Source organism: Methanosarcina sediminis (assembly GCF_052056915.1).
Lineage (GTDB): Archaea > Halobacteriota > Methanosarcinia > Methanosarcinales > Methanosarcinaceae > MTP4.
Map to the genome: position 1 here is coordinate 1,347,682 of NZ_CP195119.1, position 15,486 is coordinate 1,363,167.

Genomic DNA, 15,486 nt, shown 5'->3' on the forward strand with positions numbered 1-15,486 from the left:
CTCGCCCTTTTTCAGTATTTTTGAAAATCCAGTTTTCAATCCAGATGTCAGCGTTTCACTCCCCTATAGTATACTTTTCAGCTTATTTCCGAAAATACCGGTTTTTTAAATAAAGACCGTTTTCACAGCAGTTTTTTCACAGCAGTTTTGTTTCGTCGGTCTGTCTGGGAACTTTTACCACAAGTACCCTGAATAAGGAATCACCTTCGTTCAGGAGACGGTGAGGGATTTTTGCAGGACTTTCTATTAGCATGTCCCTGCTGACCTCTGCTTTTTCATCTCCCACCTCTACCGAACCTGTGCCTTCGAGGACGTAGAAGAAAACATCTACCGGAGTAATGTGTTTCTTCATTTTCTCCCCGGCCTTCAGTTCGATATGCATTACCTGCGCATGCTCGGTATCGTAGAGTTTGCGCACGCTAACGTTGTGAGGATTAGGTTTTTCCGGTGCTGACCTGACGTCGAGTATTTCCATTATATTACCCCCCAAAGTAATCGTTTGGATTTACGTGGTGAATTATCGTGGTGAATTATCGTGGTGAATTATATCCTTATTGTTTAATAAATACACCGAACATTCAATTACAAACTAAATCAAAAGACAATTACAAACTAAATCAAAAGACAATTGTTTATAGGGATCGTGACAGGAATTTTTCAGAAATCTGAATTGAGTTATAATTTCAATACCGATTTATAGGTCCGGGTATATTTTGCAGACATGAACCCGAGCACTAAAATTAGAAAAATAGATCTTCCTTTCGGAAACGGAGTGATTGAACTCAAAATTCCTGAAAAGAACCTCTCTGAACTCATCCTGCCCTCAGAACCCGAAACCAGGGAAGATGAAAGTTACATAGTCAAAAAAGCCCTTCTGGACCCAATAGGAAGCAGTCGTCTTTCAGAGCTTGTAAATCCGGAGTCCCGGATCGCAATCATCGTAAGTGATATAACCAGACCTACTCCTTCTGCAAAGCTTCTCCCCCCTCTCCTTGAAGAACTCCGGCTCGGAGGGGTCAGGGATGATAATATAACTATCGTTTTTGCCCTGGGCCTGCACCGGAAACAGACCGAAGAAGAGTGCAGAAAGCTTATTGGGGATGAAATCTTCGAAAACTTCCGCTGCATCCAGCACGACAGGGAACGCTGCAGGCATCTAGGGGAAACCAGTTTCGGGACCCCGGTAGAAATTTTTGAAGAGGTCCTGGACGCAGACCTTATTGTCGGGACCGGCACCATCGAGTTCCATTACTACGCCGGCTACGGTGGGGGAGGAAAGTGCATCCTGCCAGGGGTCAGTTCGGAAAGGGCCGTGCTTTCGTTCCACAGTTTTTACAGCAAACTCTTTGAAGGCGACCCTCTCTCCGGAAGGGTTAACAGCCCGGCAAGGCAGAACATCGAGGAAGCCGCAAAAATAGCGGGTCTTGGCTTTATCCTGAACACGGTAATCGACAGCAAGAAAAGAATCGTAGCTGCGGTTTCAGGGGACTTCATCAAAGCCCACAGGAAAGGTGCAGAGTATGTGGATACCATGTACAAGGTGCCGGTGGAACCTGCTGACGCTGTCATTGCCTCCTGCGGCGGCTTTCCCAAGGACATAAATCTCTACCAGGCGACAAAAGCCCTGGAAAACGCCGTAGCTGCAGTAAAAACGGGAGGCTCAATAGTGCTTGCAGCCGAATGCCCGGAGGGGCTCGGGAATAAGGTTTACGAGTGCTGGAGCAGGGAGTGTAAAAGCCCGGATGAGGCTGTTGAGAGGTTCAGGGAAAATTTCGAGTTCGGAGGGCATAAGAGTGCAATTGTCGGAAAGGCGGCAAAAGAGTTCAGGCTTTATATGGTCTCGAAACTTTCCGAAGAAGAGTGCAGGAACACTTTCTTTACCCCGGTCGGAACCGTGCAGGAAGCCCTGGAAATAATTCTCGCTGAAAATCCGGAAGCCAGAATTCATGTGATGCCCGACGGGGGGAGGACGCTTCCGGTCAGAAAGGAAACCTGAAGCAGGAAAGAAATTTTGCAGTCCGGAAAGAATTCTGAGTATCAGTTTACCGCATACTTATTGTTAACCGGACAAGTATTGTTAACTTTCCAAATCATTGGTTACTGCATAAGATTTCATAGGTATTGCTGATCTCCAGCGTATGTTTACCTATATCATTTTATATTATCAGGATATTCCTTCCGGACATGAACATGAAGACAAATGTAAAAAAGATTAAACTCGCTTTCGGCAGCGAGAAACTTGAGCTGGAGGTTCCGGAAAAGAACCTCTCCAGCATCATAATGCCCTCGGAACCAGAAAAACGGGAAGAGGGAGCTTTTTTAATCAAAAAAGCGCTTGAAAACCCCATAAAGAGCAGGCGCCTTTCCGAGATTGTAAACCCGGAATCAAAGGTTGCGGTTATTGTAAGCGACGTTACCCGCCCGACCCCCACTGCAAAGCTGCTGCCCCCCCTCCTCGAAGAGCTTTATCTCGGAGGAGCAAAAGCCGAAAACATTACAATCATATTCGCCCTTGGCCTGCACAGGCGGCAGACCGAAGAGGAATCCCGAAAACTGGTCGGGGACGAAATTTACGGGAAAATCCGCTGCATCCAGCACGATACGAGCAGGTGCAGGCGTGTAGGGGTTACGAGCCGCGGGACGCCTGTAGAGGTTTTTGAAGAAGTGCTTGATTCCGATGTGGTCGTCGGGACCGGTGGTATTGAGTTCCACTATTATGCGGGGTACAGCGGTGGGGCCAAATCCGTTCTCCCCGGTGTGAGTTCGGAAGCCTCCGTGCTTACAAACCACAAACTGATGATCGAAGAAAAGGCGGTTTCCGGAAGAATTGACAGCCCTGTCAGGCAGGACATGGAAGAAGCCGTAAAAATCGCGGGACTCGACTTCATCCTGAACGTGGTGCTCGACAGCAAGAAAGGAATCGTTGCTGCCGTTGCAGGGGACTTTATCGAAGCCCACCGCAAAGGAGTCGAAGCCGTGGACACCATGTATAAGGTCCAGGTCGAGCCCGCAGACGCCGTCATCGTCTCCTGCGGAGGTTATCCCAAAGACATCAACCTCTACCAGGCCAACAAGTCCCTTGACAACGCCACCCAGGCCGTAAAAGACGGTGGCTCCATCATCCTGGTCGCCGAGTGCTCCGAAGGTATCGGGAACCAGATCTACGAGTGCTGGAACAAAGAATGCAAAACCCCGAACGAGGCAGTCGAACGTTTCAAACGTTGTTTCGAGTTCGGTGGGCACAAGAGCGCCATTGTGGCTAAAGCCGCAAAAAAGTTCAAACTTTACCTGGTCTCAAAGCTCCGGGAGGAAGATACCAGGGATGCCTTTTTCACCCCGATGGGAAGTGTCCGGGAAGCCCTTGAAGAAGTCCTTTCCAAAAATCCTGACGCAAAAATCCACCTGATGCCCCACGGCGGGCAGACCCTCCCGGTGAGAAAAGAGGAGTGAAAAAGGAAAAACCGGAAAGGAGAAATGAATTAAAAATAATCGGAAAAAGAATCTTTATAAGTTCTATAATTTTTTTCTTTTTCTTTTTCTTTTTCTTTTCCTTTTCTTTCTTCTTTTCCTTTTCTTTCTTCTTTTCCTTTTCTTTCTTCTTTTTCCCTTCTTTCTTCTTTTCCTTTTCTTTCTTCTTTTTCCCTTCTTTCTTGAATTGTCACCTGATCGTAGATAAGAATGGAACCTGATTGATCACTCTTACTACTTCATTGATACCAGGATTTCCTTGCCAAAAATGAAAATATAGAGTTTCTTATTTTTACGCTTCTTGCTCTTTAATTATACAGGATTCAAATTCTTCTTGAAGCAATTTTCCATCAATGCTTCCTGCTTTTCCGATAGCAACGATCTGTGTACGGGGGGTTCTTCCGTTCCATTCATCTATTAGTTCCACATCAGCCCTCCTGCCAACGACCTGAAGCACTGCACGTTTTTCCGGAGTTTCCGTAGAATAAACAATTCCTTTGCATCGGTAGATGTTTTCAGGAAGCCTTTTACGGATCATTTTCTCAAGTGCAATGAGTGAAATGGGTTCATCAGACTCATAACTCCAGGTGCTGAATGTATTGTTTGCATCAAAAGAATGGTCGTGACAATGGAGACTCACATTTTCAAGGTCCATGCATCCAGGTCCATATTTTTTTGGATCAAAACGTCCGACGGCAAAAAGAATTTCCATAGGTACATCGCAATATTTTGCTTCCACGATACGAACCCTGTTCATGCGTTCATCGATCCATTCTTTGATTCTGGTTACCTGTGTGCTGTCTACAAGATCAACCTTGTTCAGGACAACCATGTCAGAGAATCCGATCTGCCGCAGTTTGAGCTCGGACAGCATGGGATATTCGGGATGTGCAAAGACCTGCTCGGCATCTACTACGCAGATGACACTATCGAGGCGAATACTGTCACGAAACTTAGGATCGTTGAATGTAACAAAGATGCCTGTTGGCTCTGCGATTCCGCTTGCTTCAAGCAGGATGTACTCGACAGGCTCGGGCCTTTCAAGAAGCTTGACTATCGACTCAATTAGGTCATCCCGTATCTGGCAACATATACAACCGTTTGAGAGGCTGATGATATCGGATTGCACTCCGACAATAAGGTCTGCATCAACATTGATGCTGCCAAAGTCATTCACCAGAACTGCAACTTGAAGGCCGTGATCCCCGTTAAGGATACGGTTGAGAAGTGTTGTTTTCCCTGCCCCAAGAAATCCGGTCAGAATTGTAATCGGAACGGTTTTATTCTCATTACTGACAATTTCCATACTCTCCCCTGCTTCTTCTTTTCCCTTCTCTTTCTCTTTCTTACATTTCCCCGCTTCTTCTCTTTCTTAATTCTTCTCTTCCCCACTCTTTCTCTTTCTCTTTCTTACATTTCCCCGCTTCTTCTCTTTCTTAATTCTTCTCTTCCCCACTCTTTCTCTTTCTCTTTTTCTTTCTTACTTTTCCCTGTTTCTCATCTTCCCCGAAACGCTTTTATTTCCGCCTATAGCCGGAAAACGCTTCTAAAAAATGAAATTGTTCCGTGATGGAATTACGGATTGGGTTTTTTCCGTGCTGCCGTCATCTTCTCAAGGTCCACCTTCATACCCTCCGGTATCTTGACAAAGGGTTCTCTGAAAACATCCGGAGGATACCATATTTTGGGGTCAATTTCCAGGTCTCTCGTGTATTGTTCCTGCTGGTCTTCACGCGGTATCCTGGGTTTGGGAATTTCGAGTTCTTTAGGGATCTTTCCTTTGAAGAGTTCTGCCGGATCAGGTTGAGACATCCCGGTATCTTCCGGAATCACGGCTTTTCGAGCCCATATTGCATCTTTTGTGACATTGACGACCATGACATCAGGCGCTCCAAACACAAACAGACCGTCCCAGTGAGCACGAATTCCGGCTATAACTTCGTTTACCGTACTTTCATCGTACTCCATATGTGTAACCATCCCGATTCGCGGGTTGACCTCTTTCATAAGGTGACCTGCAGCATAGTGGGGTGTGTGGTGAATGTCGATTGTATAGTTGTAAAGCCAATCCGGAATTCCATACTTGAGTGATACCAGATTTCCTATGTCAGTCTGGCATTCGGTCACAAAAACATCAACATTTTTGGAGTATTTGGCTGTCAGTTCATCGGCTCTTCCGTCTCCTGTCCAGACGAATGAAAGCCCGTTCCAATCCAAACGGTATGCTGAGGCACCATCTTTGGCATGGGAACGCCTCCAGTGACGGATTGTGACCCCGTTCTTGTCGTAACAAATCCCGTTTTCATCTTTCCAGTCAAATTCATTGACCTCTACTTCATATCCATCGCCAATGGGACATGCATCAAAAGCCTCAAGATGCCATTTAAGCATCTTTTTCATCCCTTCAACCATAGCTCGTGTTCCAAGTTCTGGAGTGCGCCCCGAAGGTCCGTGAACTCGTAATGGTTTCCATCTTCCGGCCCAGGCAGAGAAGGGCAGAAGGTAGGAAAGGTCATGGTAATGGTCAATATGCAAATGTGTAATGAAAATATCATTAACAACCTGAACCGGGATTGCCATTCCAAGAATGTTTTTCACGCACCCCGGACCGAAGTCAAAGAAAAATCTCTGTCCATCTCCAAGTTCAACCATGATGCATGTTCCTGCCTGATTACGCCGTGGTGGAAATGGACAACTCCCGATAAACGAAATCCTCATCTCATCCGGCCCAAGCTTTTCACTATTCGGGTAGTAGTTATTTCTGTTCCCCACACTTGGGGTTGGCCTGAAATAAGGTGGAAGTGTGATCCCACCCCCAGGTGTCCCTCCATATGGATTTACTGGCATTTCCATTCTTTATCCCCCAACTATTAAGTATGTGACTTTAAATATTTTAAAAAAATTATGATATTCTTTAGAATGCTAGGCGTTTTTTTTGAATTGTTTTATTTATTTAAATATATTTATTTGGATTTATACATTGTCAGTAAATATATATGTAACAAGCAAAGGGAAAGCGATTTTTAAAAACACTGTTTTATGTGAGGGGTCAATTCAAAAAAAAAGAAAGGAAGAATAAAAAAGAAAAAAAGAAGGGGATGATTTGCCCTGAAAGGTAGCCTGCTCAAACGCTTGCCGTATCGGCATTTGTGTGTGCAAGGTGCTCAAAGTCGTCTTCATCCTCATCCTGGGGCCTGAGGCTGTAGCACTTATCTAGGAATTTTTCCGGCATCGGTTTTGTTGCCAGGCTTACCACGATTGCTACAAGGAATGCAAGCGGGGTTGCAACAAGAATCGGGTCCACGAGGGTCCAGGTTCCTGAAAGCAGGGTAGCTTTTCCGAAGATTGCCAGGCATATCTTGAGGGGGACCGCTTCTTTTGCGTGGACGAAGACCAGCCAGAAAAGGCTTCCGAACGTTCCTACGACCAGGCTTGCCAGGGCTCCTTCCCTTGTTATGCGCTTCCAGAAGAGTGCTCCCATGTAGATTGGCAGGAAGGCTGAGGTACAGAGACCCATGAACATGGCTGTTGCCCGGGCGATTATGCTTATCGGGAGGATGTAGGCCAGGATGACCGAAAAAAGGATGGAAAAGGCCATTCCGATCCTGGTGGCATGGATGGTGGTATCTTTGGATTTTCCTTTCTTGATACCTTCCTGGTAGAAGTCGTGCCCTATGGCCGTGCCCATGGCGTGAAACTGGGCTCCCGAGGTGGACATGGCAGCCGAGAGCAGGCTTAACATGAAGAACATCACGAAGAGTTCGGGCATGGCGCTGTTAAGGTACGCCGGCATGATAAGGTCCGTGTTGCCCCCTACAACCTCAAGAGCGATCTGGCCCGTGGTCCTGTAGAAGTACACGTTGGAAAGGGATCCCACCACGTATGCCACACCTGCCATCATGAGGATGAAAGGGCCTCCGACAAGGACTGCCCTTTTCAGGGAACGGTCGTCTTTTACCGTCATAAACCTGACTGCGAGCTGGGGCTGGGCAAGAACCCCTATGCCGACTCCCAGAAAGAGGGTGGAGACCATCGTCCACCAGAGCGGTGACCCGAGGGAAGGCATGGCAGTCCAGCCCTGATGCCCGATGTCAACAAGGGACTGCGGGACAAGAGGGGCCATATCGGTAAGGGTCTGGTGAGCTCCCACGACGCCTCCCAGTTTTACGTAGGTAAAGATAAGCAAAAAGGCCATTCCGATAAACATGAGGGTGCCCTGGAAGGCATCCACGTACATGACGGAAAGCAGCCCGCCTTTGATAACGTAGGAAGCAATGATAATCGTGAAGATCAGAAGGGCAAAGTTGTAGTTAATCCCCAGGGTCGTTTCAAGGAACCGGGCAGCTCCGATGAGTACGCTTCCTGCGTACAGTGGCATGAATAACCCTATCAGAAGCCCGGAAAAGCCCTGGATGAAGCGGGACTGGAAACGCCTCCCCAGGAATTCGGGAAAGGTAACCGCTCCGAGGTTAAGTCCCATGCGCCGGGTTTTCGGTCCGAAGACCACAAAAGCTATGAAGATCCCGAAAAAGATGTTCATAAAGACCAGCCACAGGAGTCCCATTCCCAGGGATGCGGCCACTCCCCCGAAACCGATGATCGCCGAGGTGCTGATAAAGGCCGCCCCGTAGGATAGGGCCATGATGGCCGGGTGCACCTTCCGGCCTGCAAGCATATATCCGTCGGTCTGGGAACTCTGCCTGTAACCCAGACGAGCGAGGTAGAAAATGGATGCAAGGTACACCAGAACAAGGATGATGAGAGTTGAAGTATCGACTGCCATAAAAATCGCTCCTTAAAAAACGTCTATTAAAAAAGCTAATTGGTTAGTCACATGCCGTTTTTTCTACAGGCTTACCAGGAGCTACCTTACCGGAATATCTCTGAAACTCCGATCTCCGCAAGCTTTCTACCGGCTTATGTCCGACCAGCTTATTCCTGAACAGCAGGTCTCATGGCACTACTTATTACTGCCTGCTCTTCTTCCTCTCCTTCTTTCCAGTTCAATGCCCCGTACACAATGCAGCCGAGTGCACTTACCACACATGAAACATATGCAAGCCAGATCTGTGGATCATCGATTCCTAACATCTCTACACCTTTCTGATAATGTTAATCTGTTACTCGTTAACATGACACTTGTTAGCATAGTTCATATCAGGGTTTTTGGTATTTAAAGATATTGTCTTAATATGCCAAAAACAGTTTTATTTTATTTTATCACTGAGGATGATTTCCAGGGTTTTTCCCGGGAAATTTTCTATAAAATAATCAATTTTACTTGTTCACACTGTTTATATATCGCCGATTTATAGAACTCTCTTTACCTCTTCGGCTAATAGTTGTTAGCTGGATAAATCGTTTAATATGTACAATTGTCCAATTTATCAGGGTAATGTGCCTCAGGTACTTGAAAATCCATATAATTACTTATAAAATCGTTACTTGAAATTACTGATTAAAATTGTTATATAAGACATTTATTTTGATATAGTGTTTAATATAATGAAGGTTGGAAAAATGAATCAAGGAATTAAATCAATTTTACTTGCGATATTGATGGTAATGCTTGCCTGCAGTTTCCCTGTTTCTGCACATGAAGAATCCCCCGCTGCTATTGTGGCAGAAATCGGTGAGCACGCAGAGGAGCTTTCTGCCGTAGCCGGAAACATCCATGATGAGACTGAAATGATTGCTGATGATGAAAGTCTCGATGAGGCTTTAAGGGCAAAGGGAGAAGAAGTCCACCTTTCTTCTCACGATATTGACCACTGTGCCCAGGAACTCCTCAGAAGCGTGGAAACCCTTAACGGGCTGGTTGCGGACCCCGAAGCGAACATGGATGCAATCGAGGCTGAAATTGCGGACATGAAAGAGCACATTGAGGAATGCGAAGGAATCATGGAATCCAAGGGTGACATTGTCCATGCTCTCGGAAGCGAGGTTCCCGAAACCCATGCCGAATATGCTGACAACACCCATGACTATTACCATGAAGCCGAGGCAGTCCTCAGGGGCATCGACTCCCATGTCGGAGAACTCGAAGAATCCCTTGGAATCGGAACGGCATCCGCAGCATCCGCAGCACCTGTAAGCGGGAACGTTGCAGCGGCCCTGGATGAAGTAGAGGAAAACGCAAACGAACTGCTTGATTATGCAGGCAAAATCCACGACGAGACCGAGTACATTGCAGATGACGAAGCTCTCTCGGAAGACATTCGTGCAGTTGGTGAGGAAATCCACCTTTCTTCCCACGACATCGAGCACTGTGCTAAAGAGGTCCTTGAGCATGTGGAAAACATAAGGGGTCTCGCAGGAGACGTTGAAGCCAACAAGGCAGCCATTGACGAGGAAATCGGGGAAATGAACGAGCACCTTGAAGAGTGTGCAGGTATAATCGAGTCCAAGCACGACAATCTCCATGAACTCACCGGAATGGTTCCCGAGACCCACGCCGAATATGCTGACAACACCCATGATTACTATCACGAAACCGAATACATCGTAGCTGACATTAAGGAAAACGTCGGCGAACTCCAGGAAGCCATTGAAAACCCGACGTCTGCAGCCGAAGCAAAGGCAGCTCCCGAAACTGAAACAGACGAAGATGCTGCCGAAGAAGAGTCCGGAAACAGTGCACCTGGCTTTGGCCTTGTCCTCGCTGTAGCAGGAATGCTTTGCACAGTATTCTTCGCAAGAAGAAAGTAAATTTAGGTAATCAAAGGAAGGATTTTCCCCTTCCTTTTCTGTTTTTTCGCACAAGCCCTGCCCAAATTGCGTATCTTTCCGGAAAGATTTGAAAAGGGAAGAAAAGGGATGATTTTTAAAGACACGGTAATTTGATTCAAAATTGTTTTATTTATTATTAATTGGTCTCTTTTCAGGTGAAAGCCTTGTAATATATCAAAGGAAAGCAGGATTAAGAGAAAAAACGCAAATGAAAACAAGTATTTTTTTATTATACCCCAATTTAATTTGATTTTATACTCAAATAAAGTGTAGTTTAATTGGCAACTCTCATTACTGGCGTCCGAAGTAACTGGTATCCGAATTTATTGATAATTCAAATTCAAACCCAAATCTAAAAAGGTGAATTAACCGTGCATATTTCAGATGGAGTATTATCTGTTCCGGTGATAACAGCCGGCTGGGCAGTAACTATTGTTTTAGTTATATTTAGTCTCTGGTGGAGCAAAAAATATTTTGATATCGCTGAGGAGATTCCCAAGTTTTCCGTTATGGCAGGTGCTTTTTTTGTTGCGTCCCTTATACACATTACCATAGGGCCTACATGTGTACACCTGATTTTTAACGGGCTGCTGGGAGTAATTCTCGGGCCGCTTGCCTACCTTGCAATGGTCATAGGTTTAACCCTTCAGGCCCTGCTGCTGCAGCATGGGGGAGTTACGACTATCGGGATTAATTCCTTAAACGTAGGGCTTCCGGCAATCATCTGTTACCTTATTTTCAAAAAAGGCCACGACAAAGGAATTTCTACCCCGCTTCTCGGAGCTTTTTGCGGAGGGTTTGCAATTGTCATTACTGTCGTGCTTCTTTCGATATCCCTTGTTACTACGGGCGAACAGTTTATGGAAGTCGCAAAGGTTGCAGCCCTGGCCCACATCCCGATAATGCTTATTGAAGCGGCTGTTACCGGCTCTGTCGTTGCCTATCTTTTGAAAGTAAAGCCGGAAATGCTGCCAATAGCTACTGAAGATATGGATAAAGAAGAAGAATTAAATGTAAGTAAATCTGCGGGAGATGTCTGAAAAATGAATATTAACCGATGTCTGAGAGTTCTTGCACTGTTACTGATCATGTCCTCCGTGTTCATGCCTCTTGCTTCTGCCCACAGGGCTTTTGTAGGATACTTCGTGGGTGCAGATGCAGGAGACGAAATGCAGGTCAAAGCCTGGTACGAAGGCGGATCCCCCATGGCAAATGCCGATGTTTCCGTATACCTGATAACGGGCACGGATGAAGGCGGAAAGGATATCAAAGAGCTCTATTTTGAGGGCAGCACGGACGAAGATGGTTATTGCACCTTCCTAACCGATAGGGGAGAAACGATGTACAGCATTGTCGTAGAACAGGACGGGCACAGGGCAAGAGGTACCATTGACCTCGAAAACCAGGCTTCAAGTTCCCATGAAGACGAACTCCCCCTCCCTGCAAGAGTGGTTGCAGGTTTCGGCTACCTTATAGGGCTTGCCGGGGTCGGCATGATGATAAGTGCCAGGAAGATGAAAAAACAGTATGAAAAGAGTTAATAACTATAGAAGTGATGAATAGGTGAATATTCGAAAAAGATTCGAATAATAGATCATAGAGGATTTCGAAAAAACCCAACATTTTGCAGGTTGTTTACGAGTATATAGGGTGTATAAACAATTCATGGGAATCAGAGGTTTATCGAAATTCTCACTTATTAATAGTAATAGTACTAATACTAAAATTAATAATAACTAATAACACTAATACTAACTGATAACACCACTAATAATAATAATAATAATAATAATAATAATAATAATAATAATAATAATAATAATTGCCATCTAATTTACGGATGTTTTTTGATGTATAATCGAATCAGTATTTACTTAATCAAAATAAATTAATCAATACTTACTCGTCAAAATAAATTTATCAGTATTTGCTTAATTAAAATAAATTAATTAAAATAAATTAATTGAAATAAATTAATTGAAAAACAAACTCATAGAGGAGAAAACGAATGGACTATCCCAGGATTGATGCATACGCATCCCTTAATTCCCCTATTCATAGCTTTGACCCCAGGGCTAAAATCATAACATTTTCTGTCCTCATCTTCTCTTTTGCTTTCCTGGAAAACATAAATGCAGCTGCCATTGCGGTCGCTTTTTCTTTACTTTTGCTCATAGTTTCCCGCCTGCCTCTCGGCTTCGTGTTCAGCCGTATCAAAGTGCCTCTTGGTTTTATAGTCTCAATTCTGGTAATTATGGCTTTTACCGTGGGTGGAAAGGAACTGTTCAGCATTTTCGGGCTTCGTGTGAGCTATGAAGGTGTGCATCTCGGCACCCTGATTGTTCTTCGGGCTACAGCAGCCCTTTTCCTGGCACTCCTGATGCTCGGGACTTCGCGCTTCGAAGCCATTTTAAAAGCGCTCTATATGCTGAGGGTCCCGGGCATACTCGTACAAATGCTCATGTTTACCTACCGCTACATCTTCGTGTTTATAGATGAGTTCGGAAACATGAAAAACGCTATGGAATCCAAGGGTTTCCAGATAAAAGGCAATAGCAGGCATGCCCTGTCAATCCTGGGAAACGCCGTGGGCATGCTCCTTGTTAAAAGTTACGAACGGGGAGACCGGGTCTACAGCTCCATGGTAGCCAGGGGCTATACCGGCAACCCCATAATTCTTACAAAATTTAAAATGAAGGGTTCGGATTACGTCCTGAGCGGAGTCCTGCTCAGCGCAGCTGTCCTCTTCCACATCTTCCCGGTGATCCTATGAATGTCGCAGTATCCGTTGAAAACCTGAACTATGCCTATCCCAGGAATAAAAAAGCCCTGGAAAACGTGAATCTCGAAGTCTTCGAAGGGGAAAAGGTTGCAGTTATAGGCCCTAACGGGGCCGGAAAGACAACTTTTTTCCTGCACCTGAACGGGACAATCAAAAGCCCTGAAAAGAACGTGAAAATCTTCGGGAAGAGCATCGGGGATATGGCAATTGCGGAGCGGATCCGGGAAGTGGGGATAGTCTTCGCTGATCCTGACGACCAGCTTTTCATGCCAACCGTCTTCGACGACATTGCCTTTGGCCCTACCAACATGGGCCTTTCCCGCGAGGAAGTTGAAAAGAGGGTGAAATACGCAATCGAATGTGTCGGGCTCGAAGGCCTGGAAAACCGCGTCCCTCACCACCTCAGCTGCGGGCAGAAAAAGAAAGTCGCCCTGGCTGCGGTAATCGCAATGCATCCCAGGGTAATTGTCCTTGACGAGCCCACTGCAAACCTGGACCCTAAGAGCCGTTCCGACCTCATCAGGGTCATAAACGAACTGAATGAAAAAGAGGGAATCACCGTCATCATCGCAATGCACGATGTAAACGTGCTTGCCGAAATCGCAGACCGTGTCTACGTCCTGAACAGGGAAATCGTCGCCGAGGGAAGCCCGCGCGAAATCTTCTCGGACTTCAACCTCCTCAGGGAAAACAAACTGGACGCCCCGGACGTTTTCAAGCTCTTCAAGGTCCTGAGCTGCTTCGGCTACAACTGCGACAACTTGCCTTTATGCATTGACGAAGCCGTAAACGAAGTTATTAATTCAATCGAAAGGGACGGCCACATCCACCTGCATATGCACGAACATACCCATAGCGCAGTGAAAGAGATTATGAATAACTATTCCAGTGTGTGGATGTGAACATCAAGAAAGTGCTCAAAAATAATAACCTTAAAAAAGAGAAGTAGAAAAAGAGAAGTGGAAAGGGAAGTAGAAAGAGAACGGGTAAATTCCCGTTTCTGGTTTTCATTCTTAATTATGTGCGTTTTTCCGCCTTTTTCCTTATCCCAGCGTGCACGCCGTAACTTCCCCGCTTAGATTGTGTCTCAGCATCTCTACGGCTGTTTCGAAGTCATCGGTCTGCCCGAGCGCCCACATCATTTTTACCAGAGCAGTTTCGGGAAGGGTGTCTTCACCTTCGATTGCACCTGCTTTCAGGATATCTCGGCCCGTATCATAGACGCGGTCGCAGATCCGACCACTCAGGCACTGGGTGGTAATTATCACGGGCATTTTTGCTGCCACTGCTTTCTGGATATAGGGAATCCACTTTGTGGAGACATGCCCAAGACCTGTCCCTTCGATCACCAGACCTTTGTAGCCTGCGTTTACGTAATAGTCGAGGACCGCCGGATCAGCGCCGGGGGTGAACTTGATAAGGGCGCATTTAGGCTCCATGCCGGGCTTGAACTGCAGGTTTTTTTCTCCGCGCTTCGTATAGTCAATAAGGGTTTTGATTTCCCTGGTCTCGTAGTCGACTGTCCCTATGGGCAGGGAGTTTACTGACTTGAAGGCGTCCCTGCGGGAACTATGCATTTTCCTAACTTTTGTGCCACGGTGGATCTCGCAGTAGTCTTCCGAAGTCGTGCCGTGCATGACCACCGAGACTTCAGCAATGTCACTTACCGCAACGCAGGCTGCGCAGATGGCGTTCATCGCGTTGTCGCTGCTGGGACGGTCGGCACTTCTCTGGGAACCCACAAAAACAATTGGGACCGGGGTATCAATCATGAAGGAAAGGGCGGCTGCCGAGTACATCATGGTGTCCGTCCCATGGGTCACAATGATCCCTTCTGCACCGGCTTTGATTTCTTCCACAACGGCCTTTGCAAGGTTTTCCCAGGAAGCCTGGTCCATGTTCTCGGAAAGGATGCTTGAGATTACCCTGCCCTTGAAATCGGCAATTTCCTTAAGTTCGGGAATCGCGGAAAGGATGTCATCGGCGGTGAACTGGGAGGTAACGGCCCCTGTCCGGTAGTCGATCTTGCTAGCAATGGTCCCGCCAGTGGAGAGGATCGCTACCTTCGGGAGTTTTCCCTTTCCGGAGGCTGCTGCTTCTGGCCCGGGCTTTGCTTCTTTTGTTCCGGTCTCAGCCTCTTTTTCATTTTCGCTCTCCAGAAGGGTAACCCGGACTTCATCCCTGCAAAAGCCCGCATTGTAGCCGCTTTTCATCTTAATCGTAATGTACCCTTCCATGGAAGGCATCACCTTGCCTTCGTACACGCTGCCGTTCTTTTCTATGCGTACCCAGTCGCCCTGTTTAAAATCCATGATCGGTCCCTTTTTCTGAGTTTTGAAGTATTGAGTGATCGTGATTTTTTTGCGTGATCTCGTGAAGTTTAATTCCTGAATTTTTCATTCCTGAATTTTCCATACCTAAGAGGTCAACGTACTATTAAAAAGTTAATTGAAGGGAAAAGTTAATTGAAAGCTTATTGGCATTCTGTCTTTACTAAACTTTCATTT

At 46.2% G+C, this 15,486-nt stretch carries 14 protein-coding genes; 7 read left to right on the forward strand and 7 right to left on the reverse strand.

Annotated features, from left to right (window positions below; translation table 11 throughout):
- Nucleotides 1-136 precede the first annotated feature (136 nt).
- Nucleotides 137-475 (reverse strand): cupin domain-containing protein, encoded by a 339-nt coding sequence (locus ACSAZK_RS05590; protein ID WP_440956396.1) that lies wholly within the window; start codon nucleotides 473-475, stop codon nucleotides 137-139.
- Between the two features lie 246 nt (nucleotides 476-721).
- Here ACSAZK_RS05590 and larA (ACSAZK_RS05595) point away from each other — a divergent pair, with 246 nt between their 5' ends.
- Both larA (ACSAZK_RS05595) and larA (ACSAZK_RS05600) read left to right on the forward strand, forming a co-directional pair.
- Nucleotides 722-1,996 carry a nickel-dependent lactate racemase gene (larA, locus tag ACSAZK_RS05595; RefSeq protein ID WP_440956397.1) on the forward strand — a complete coding sequence of 425 codons (1,275 nt, stop codon included), beginning with the start codon at nucleotides 722-724 and terminating at the stop codon, nucleotides 1,994-1,996.
- 194 nt (nucleotides 1,997-2,190) lie between these two features.
- Nucleotides 2,191-3,450 (forward strand): nickel-dependent lactate racemase, encoded by a 1,260-nt coding sequence (gene larA, locus ACSAZK_RS05600; protein ID WP_440956398.1) that lies wholly within the window; start codon nucleotides 2,191-2,193, stop codon nucleotides 3,448-3,450.
- Between the two features lie 29 nt (nucleotides 3,451-3,479).
- Here the strand turns inward: larA (ACSAZK_RS05600) and ACSAZK_RS05605 are convergent, their stop codons facing one another.
- From ACSAZK_RS05605 to ACSAZK_RS05625, 5 genes are all read right to left on the reverse strand, one after another.
- Nucleotides 3,480-3,662 carry a hypothetical protein gene (locus ACSAZK_RS05605; RefSeq protein ID WP_440956399.1) on the reverse strand — a complete coding sequence of 61 codons (183 nt, stop codon included), beginning with the start codon at nucleotides 3,660-3,662 and terminating at the stop codon, nucleotides 3,480-3,482.
- A gap of 98 nt (nucleotides 3,663-3,760) precedes the next feature.
- Nucleotides 3,761-4,774 (reverse strand): CobW family GTP-binding protein, encoded by a 1,014-nt coding sequence (locus tag ACSAZK_RS05610; protein WP_440956400.1) that lies wholly within the window; start codon nucleotides 4,772-4,774, stop codon nucleotides 3,761-3,763.
- 269 nt (nucleotides 4,775-5,043) lie between these two features.
- Nucleotides 5,044-6,321 (reverse strand): guanitoxin biosynthesis MBL fold metallo-hydrolase GntH, encoded by a 1,278-nt coding sequence (gntH, locus tag ACSAZK_RS05615; RefSeq protein WP_440956401.1) that lies wholly within the window; start codon nucleotides 6,319-6,321, stop codon nucleotides 5,044-5,046.
- A 271-nt stretch (nucleotides 6,322-6,592) separates the two neighbouring features.
- Nucleotides 6,593-8,251: a sodium:solute symporter family protein gene (locus tag ACSAZK_RS05620; protein ID WP_440956402.1), complete on the reverse strand. Its 1,659-nt coding sequence runs from the start codon at nucleotides 8,249-8,251 to the stop codon at nucleotides 6,593-6,595.
- Nucleotides 8,252-8,400: 149 nt separating this feature from the next.
- The gene (locus ACSAZK_RS05625) at nucleotides 8,401-8,559 is read right to left on the reverse strand and encodes a symporter small accessory protein (RefSeq protein ID WP_197076138.1); all 159 of its coding nucleotides are present in this window, start codon (nucleotides 8,557-8,559) and stop codon (nucleotides 8,401-8,403) included.
- A gap of 429 nt (nucleotides 8,560-8,988) precedes the next feature.
- Between ACSAZK_RS05625 and ACSAZK_RS05630 the strand changes: the two genes are divergently transcribed.
- The 5 genes from ACSAZK_RS05630 (at nucleotide 8,989) to ACSAZK_RS05650 (ending at nucleotide 13,881) form a co-directional block, all read left to right on the forward strand.
- Complete coding sequence (locus ACSAZK_RS05630; RefSeq protein WP_440956403.1) at nucleotides 8,989-10,176, forward strand: PGF-CTERM sorting domain-containing protein; 1,188 nt, start codon at nucleotides 8,989-8,991, stop codon at nucleotides 10,174-10,176.
- Nucleotides 10,177-10,568: 392 nt separating this feature from the next.
- Nucleotides 10,569-11,237, forward strand: a complete 669-nt coding sequence (gene cbiM, locus ACSAZK_RS05635) for a cobalt transporter CbiM (protein ID WP_440956404.1) — start codon at nucleotides 10,569-10,571, stop codon at nucleotides 11,235-11,237.
- Nucleotides 11,238-11,240: 3 nt separating this feature from the next.
- Nucleotides 11,241-11,738: a hypothetical protein gene (locus ACSAZK_RS05640; RefSeq protein ID WP_440956405.1), complete on the forward strand. Its 498-nt coding sequence runs from the start codon at nucleotides 11,241-11,243 to the stop codon at nucleotides 11,736-11,738.
- A 467-nt stretch (nucleotides 11,739-12,205) separates the two neighbouring features.
- Nucleotides 12,206-12,970: a cobalt ECF transporter T component CbiQ gene (gene cbiQ / locus ACSAZK_RS05645; RefSeq protein ID WP_440956406.1), complete on the forward strand. Its 765-nt coding sequence runs from the start codon at nucleotides 12,206-12,208 to the stop codon at nucleotides 12,968-12,970.
- Nucleotides 12,967-13,881 (forward strand): energy-coupling factor ABC transporter ATP-binding protein, encoded by a 915-nt coding sequence (locus ACSAZK_RS05650; RefSeq protein ID WP_440956407.1) that lies wholly within the window; start codon nucleotides 12,967-12,969, stop codon nucleotides 13,879-13,881. The genes cbiQ and ACSAZK_RS05650 overlap by 4 nt, the downstream gene beginning before the upstream one ends.
- A gap of 141 nt (nucleotides 13,882-14,022) precedes the next feature.
- Here the strand turns inward: ACSAZK_RS05650 and gatD are convergent, their stop codons facing one another.
- Entirely contained in the window at nucleotides 14,023-15,291 is a 1,269-nt protein-coding gene (gatD, locus tag ACSAZK_RS05655) for a Glu-tRNA(Gln) amidotransferase subunit GatD (protein WP_440956408.1), read from the reverse strand.
- Nucleotides 15,292-15,486 lie beyond the last annotated feature (195 nt).

What these genes read in the sequence shown, in the direction of transcription:
- ACSAZK_RS05590 (WP_440956396.1), bottom strand. Translation starts at nt 475, where the DNA reads ATGGAAATACTCGACGTCAGGTCAGCACCGGAAAAACCTAATCCTCAC.
- larA (WP_440956397.1), top strand. Translation starts at nt 722, where the DNA reads ATGAACCCGAGCACTAAAATTAGAAAAATAGATCTTCCTTTCGGAAAC.
- larA (WP_440956398.1), top strand. Translation starts at nt 2,191, where the DNA reads ATGAAGACAAATGTAAAAAAGATTAAACTCGCTTTCGGCAGCGAGAAA.
- ACSAZK_RS05610 (WP_440956400.1), bottom strand. Translation starts at nt 4,774, where the DNA reads ATGGAAATTGTCAGTAATGAGAATAAAACCGTTCCGATTACAATTCTG.
- gntH (WP_440956401.1), bottom strand. Translation starts at nt 6,321, where the DNA reads ATGGAAATGCCAGTAAATCCATATGGAGGGACACCTGGGGGTGGGATC.
- ACSAZK_RS05620 (WP_440956402.1), bottom strand. Translation starts at nt 8,251, where the DNA reads ATGGCAGTCGATACTTCAACTCTCATCATCCTTGTTCTGGTGTACCTT.
- ACSAZK_RS05625 (WP_197076138.1), bottom strand. Translation starts at nt 8,559, where the DNA reads ATGTTAGGAATCGATGATCCACAGATCTGGCTTGCATATGTTTCATGT.
- ACSAZK_RS05630 (WP_440956403.1), top strand. Translation starts at nt 8,989, where the DNA reads ATGAATCAAGGAATTAAATCAATTTTACTTGCGATATTGATGGTAATG.
- ACSAZK_RS05640 (WP_440956405.1), top strand. Translation starts at nt 11,241, where the DNA reads ATGAATATTAACCGATGTCTGAGAGTTCTTGCACTGTTACTGATCATG.
- cbiQ (WP_440956406.1), top strand. Translation starts at nt 12,206, where the DNA reads ATGGACTATCCCAGGATTGATGCATACGCATCCCTTAATTCCCCTATT.
- ACSAZK_RS05650 (WP_440956407.1), top strand. Translation starts at nt 12,967, where the DNA reads ATGAATGTCGCAGTATCCGTTGAAAACCTGAACTATGCCTATCCCAGG.
- gatD (WP_440956408.1), bottom strand. Translation starts at nt 15,291, where the DNA reads ATGGATTTTAAACAGGGCGACTGGGTACGCATAGAAAAGAACGGCAGC.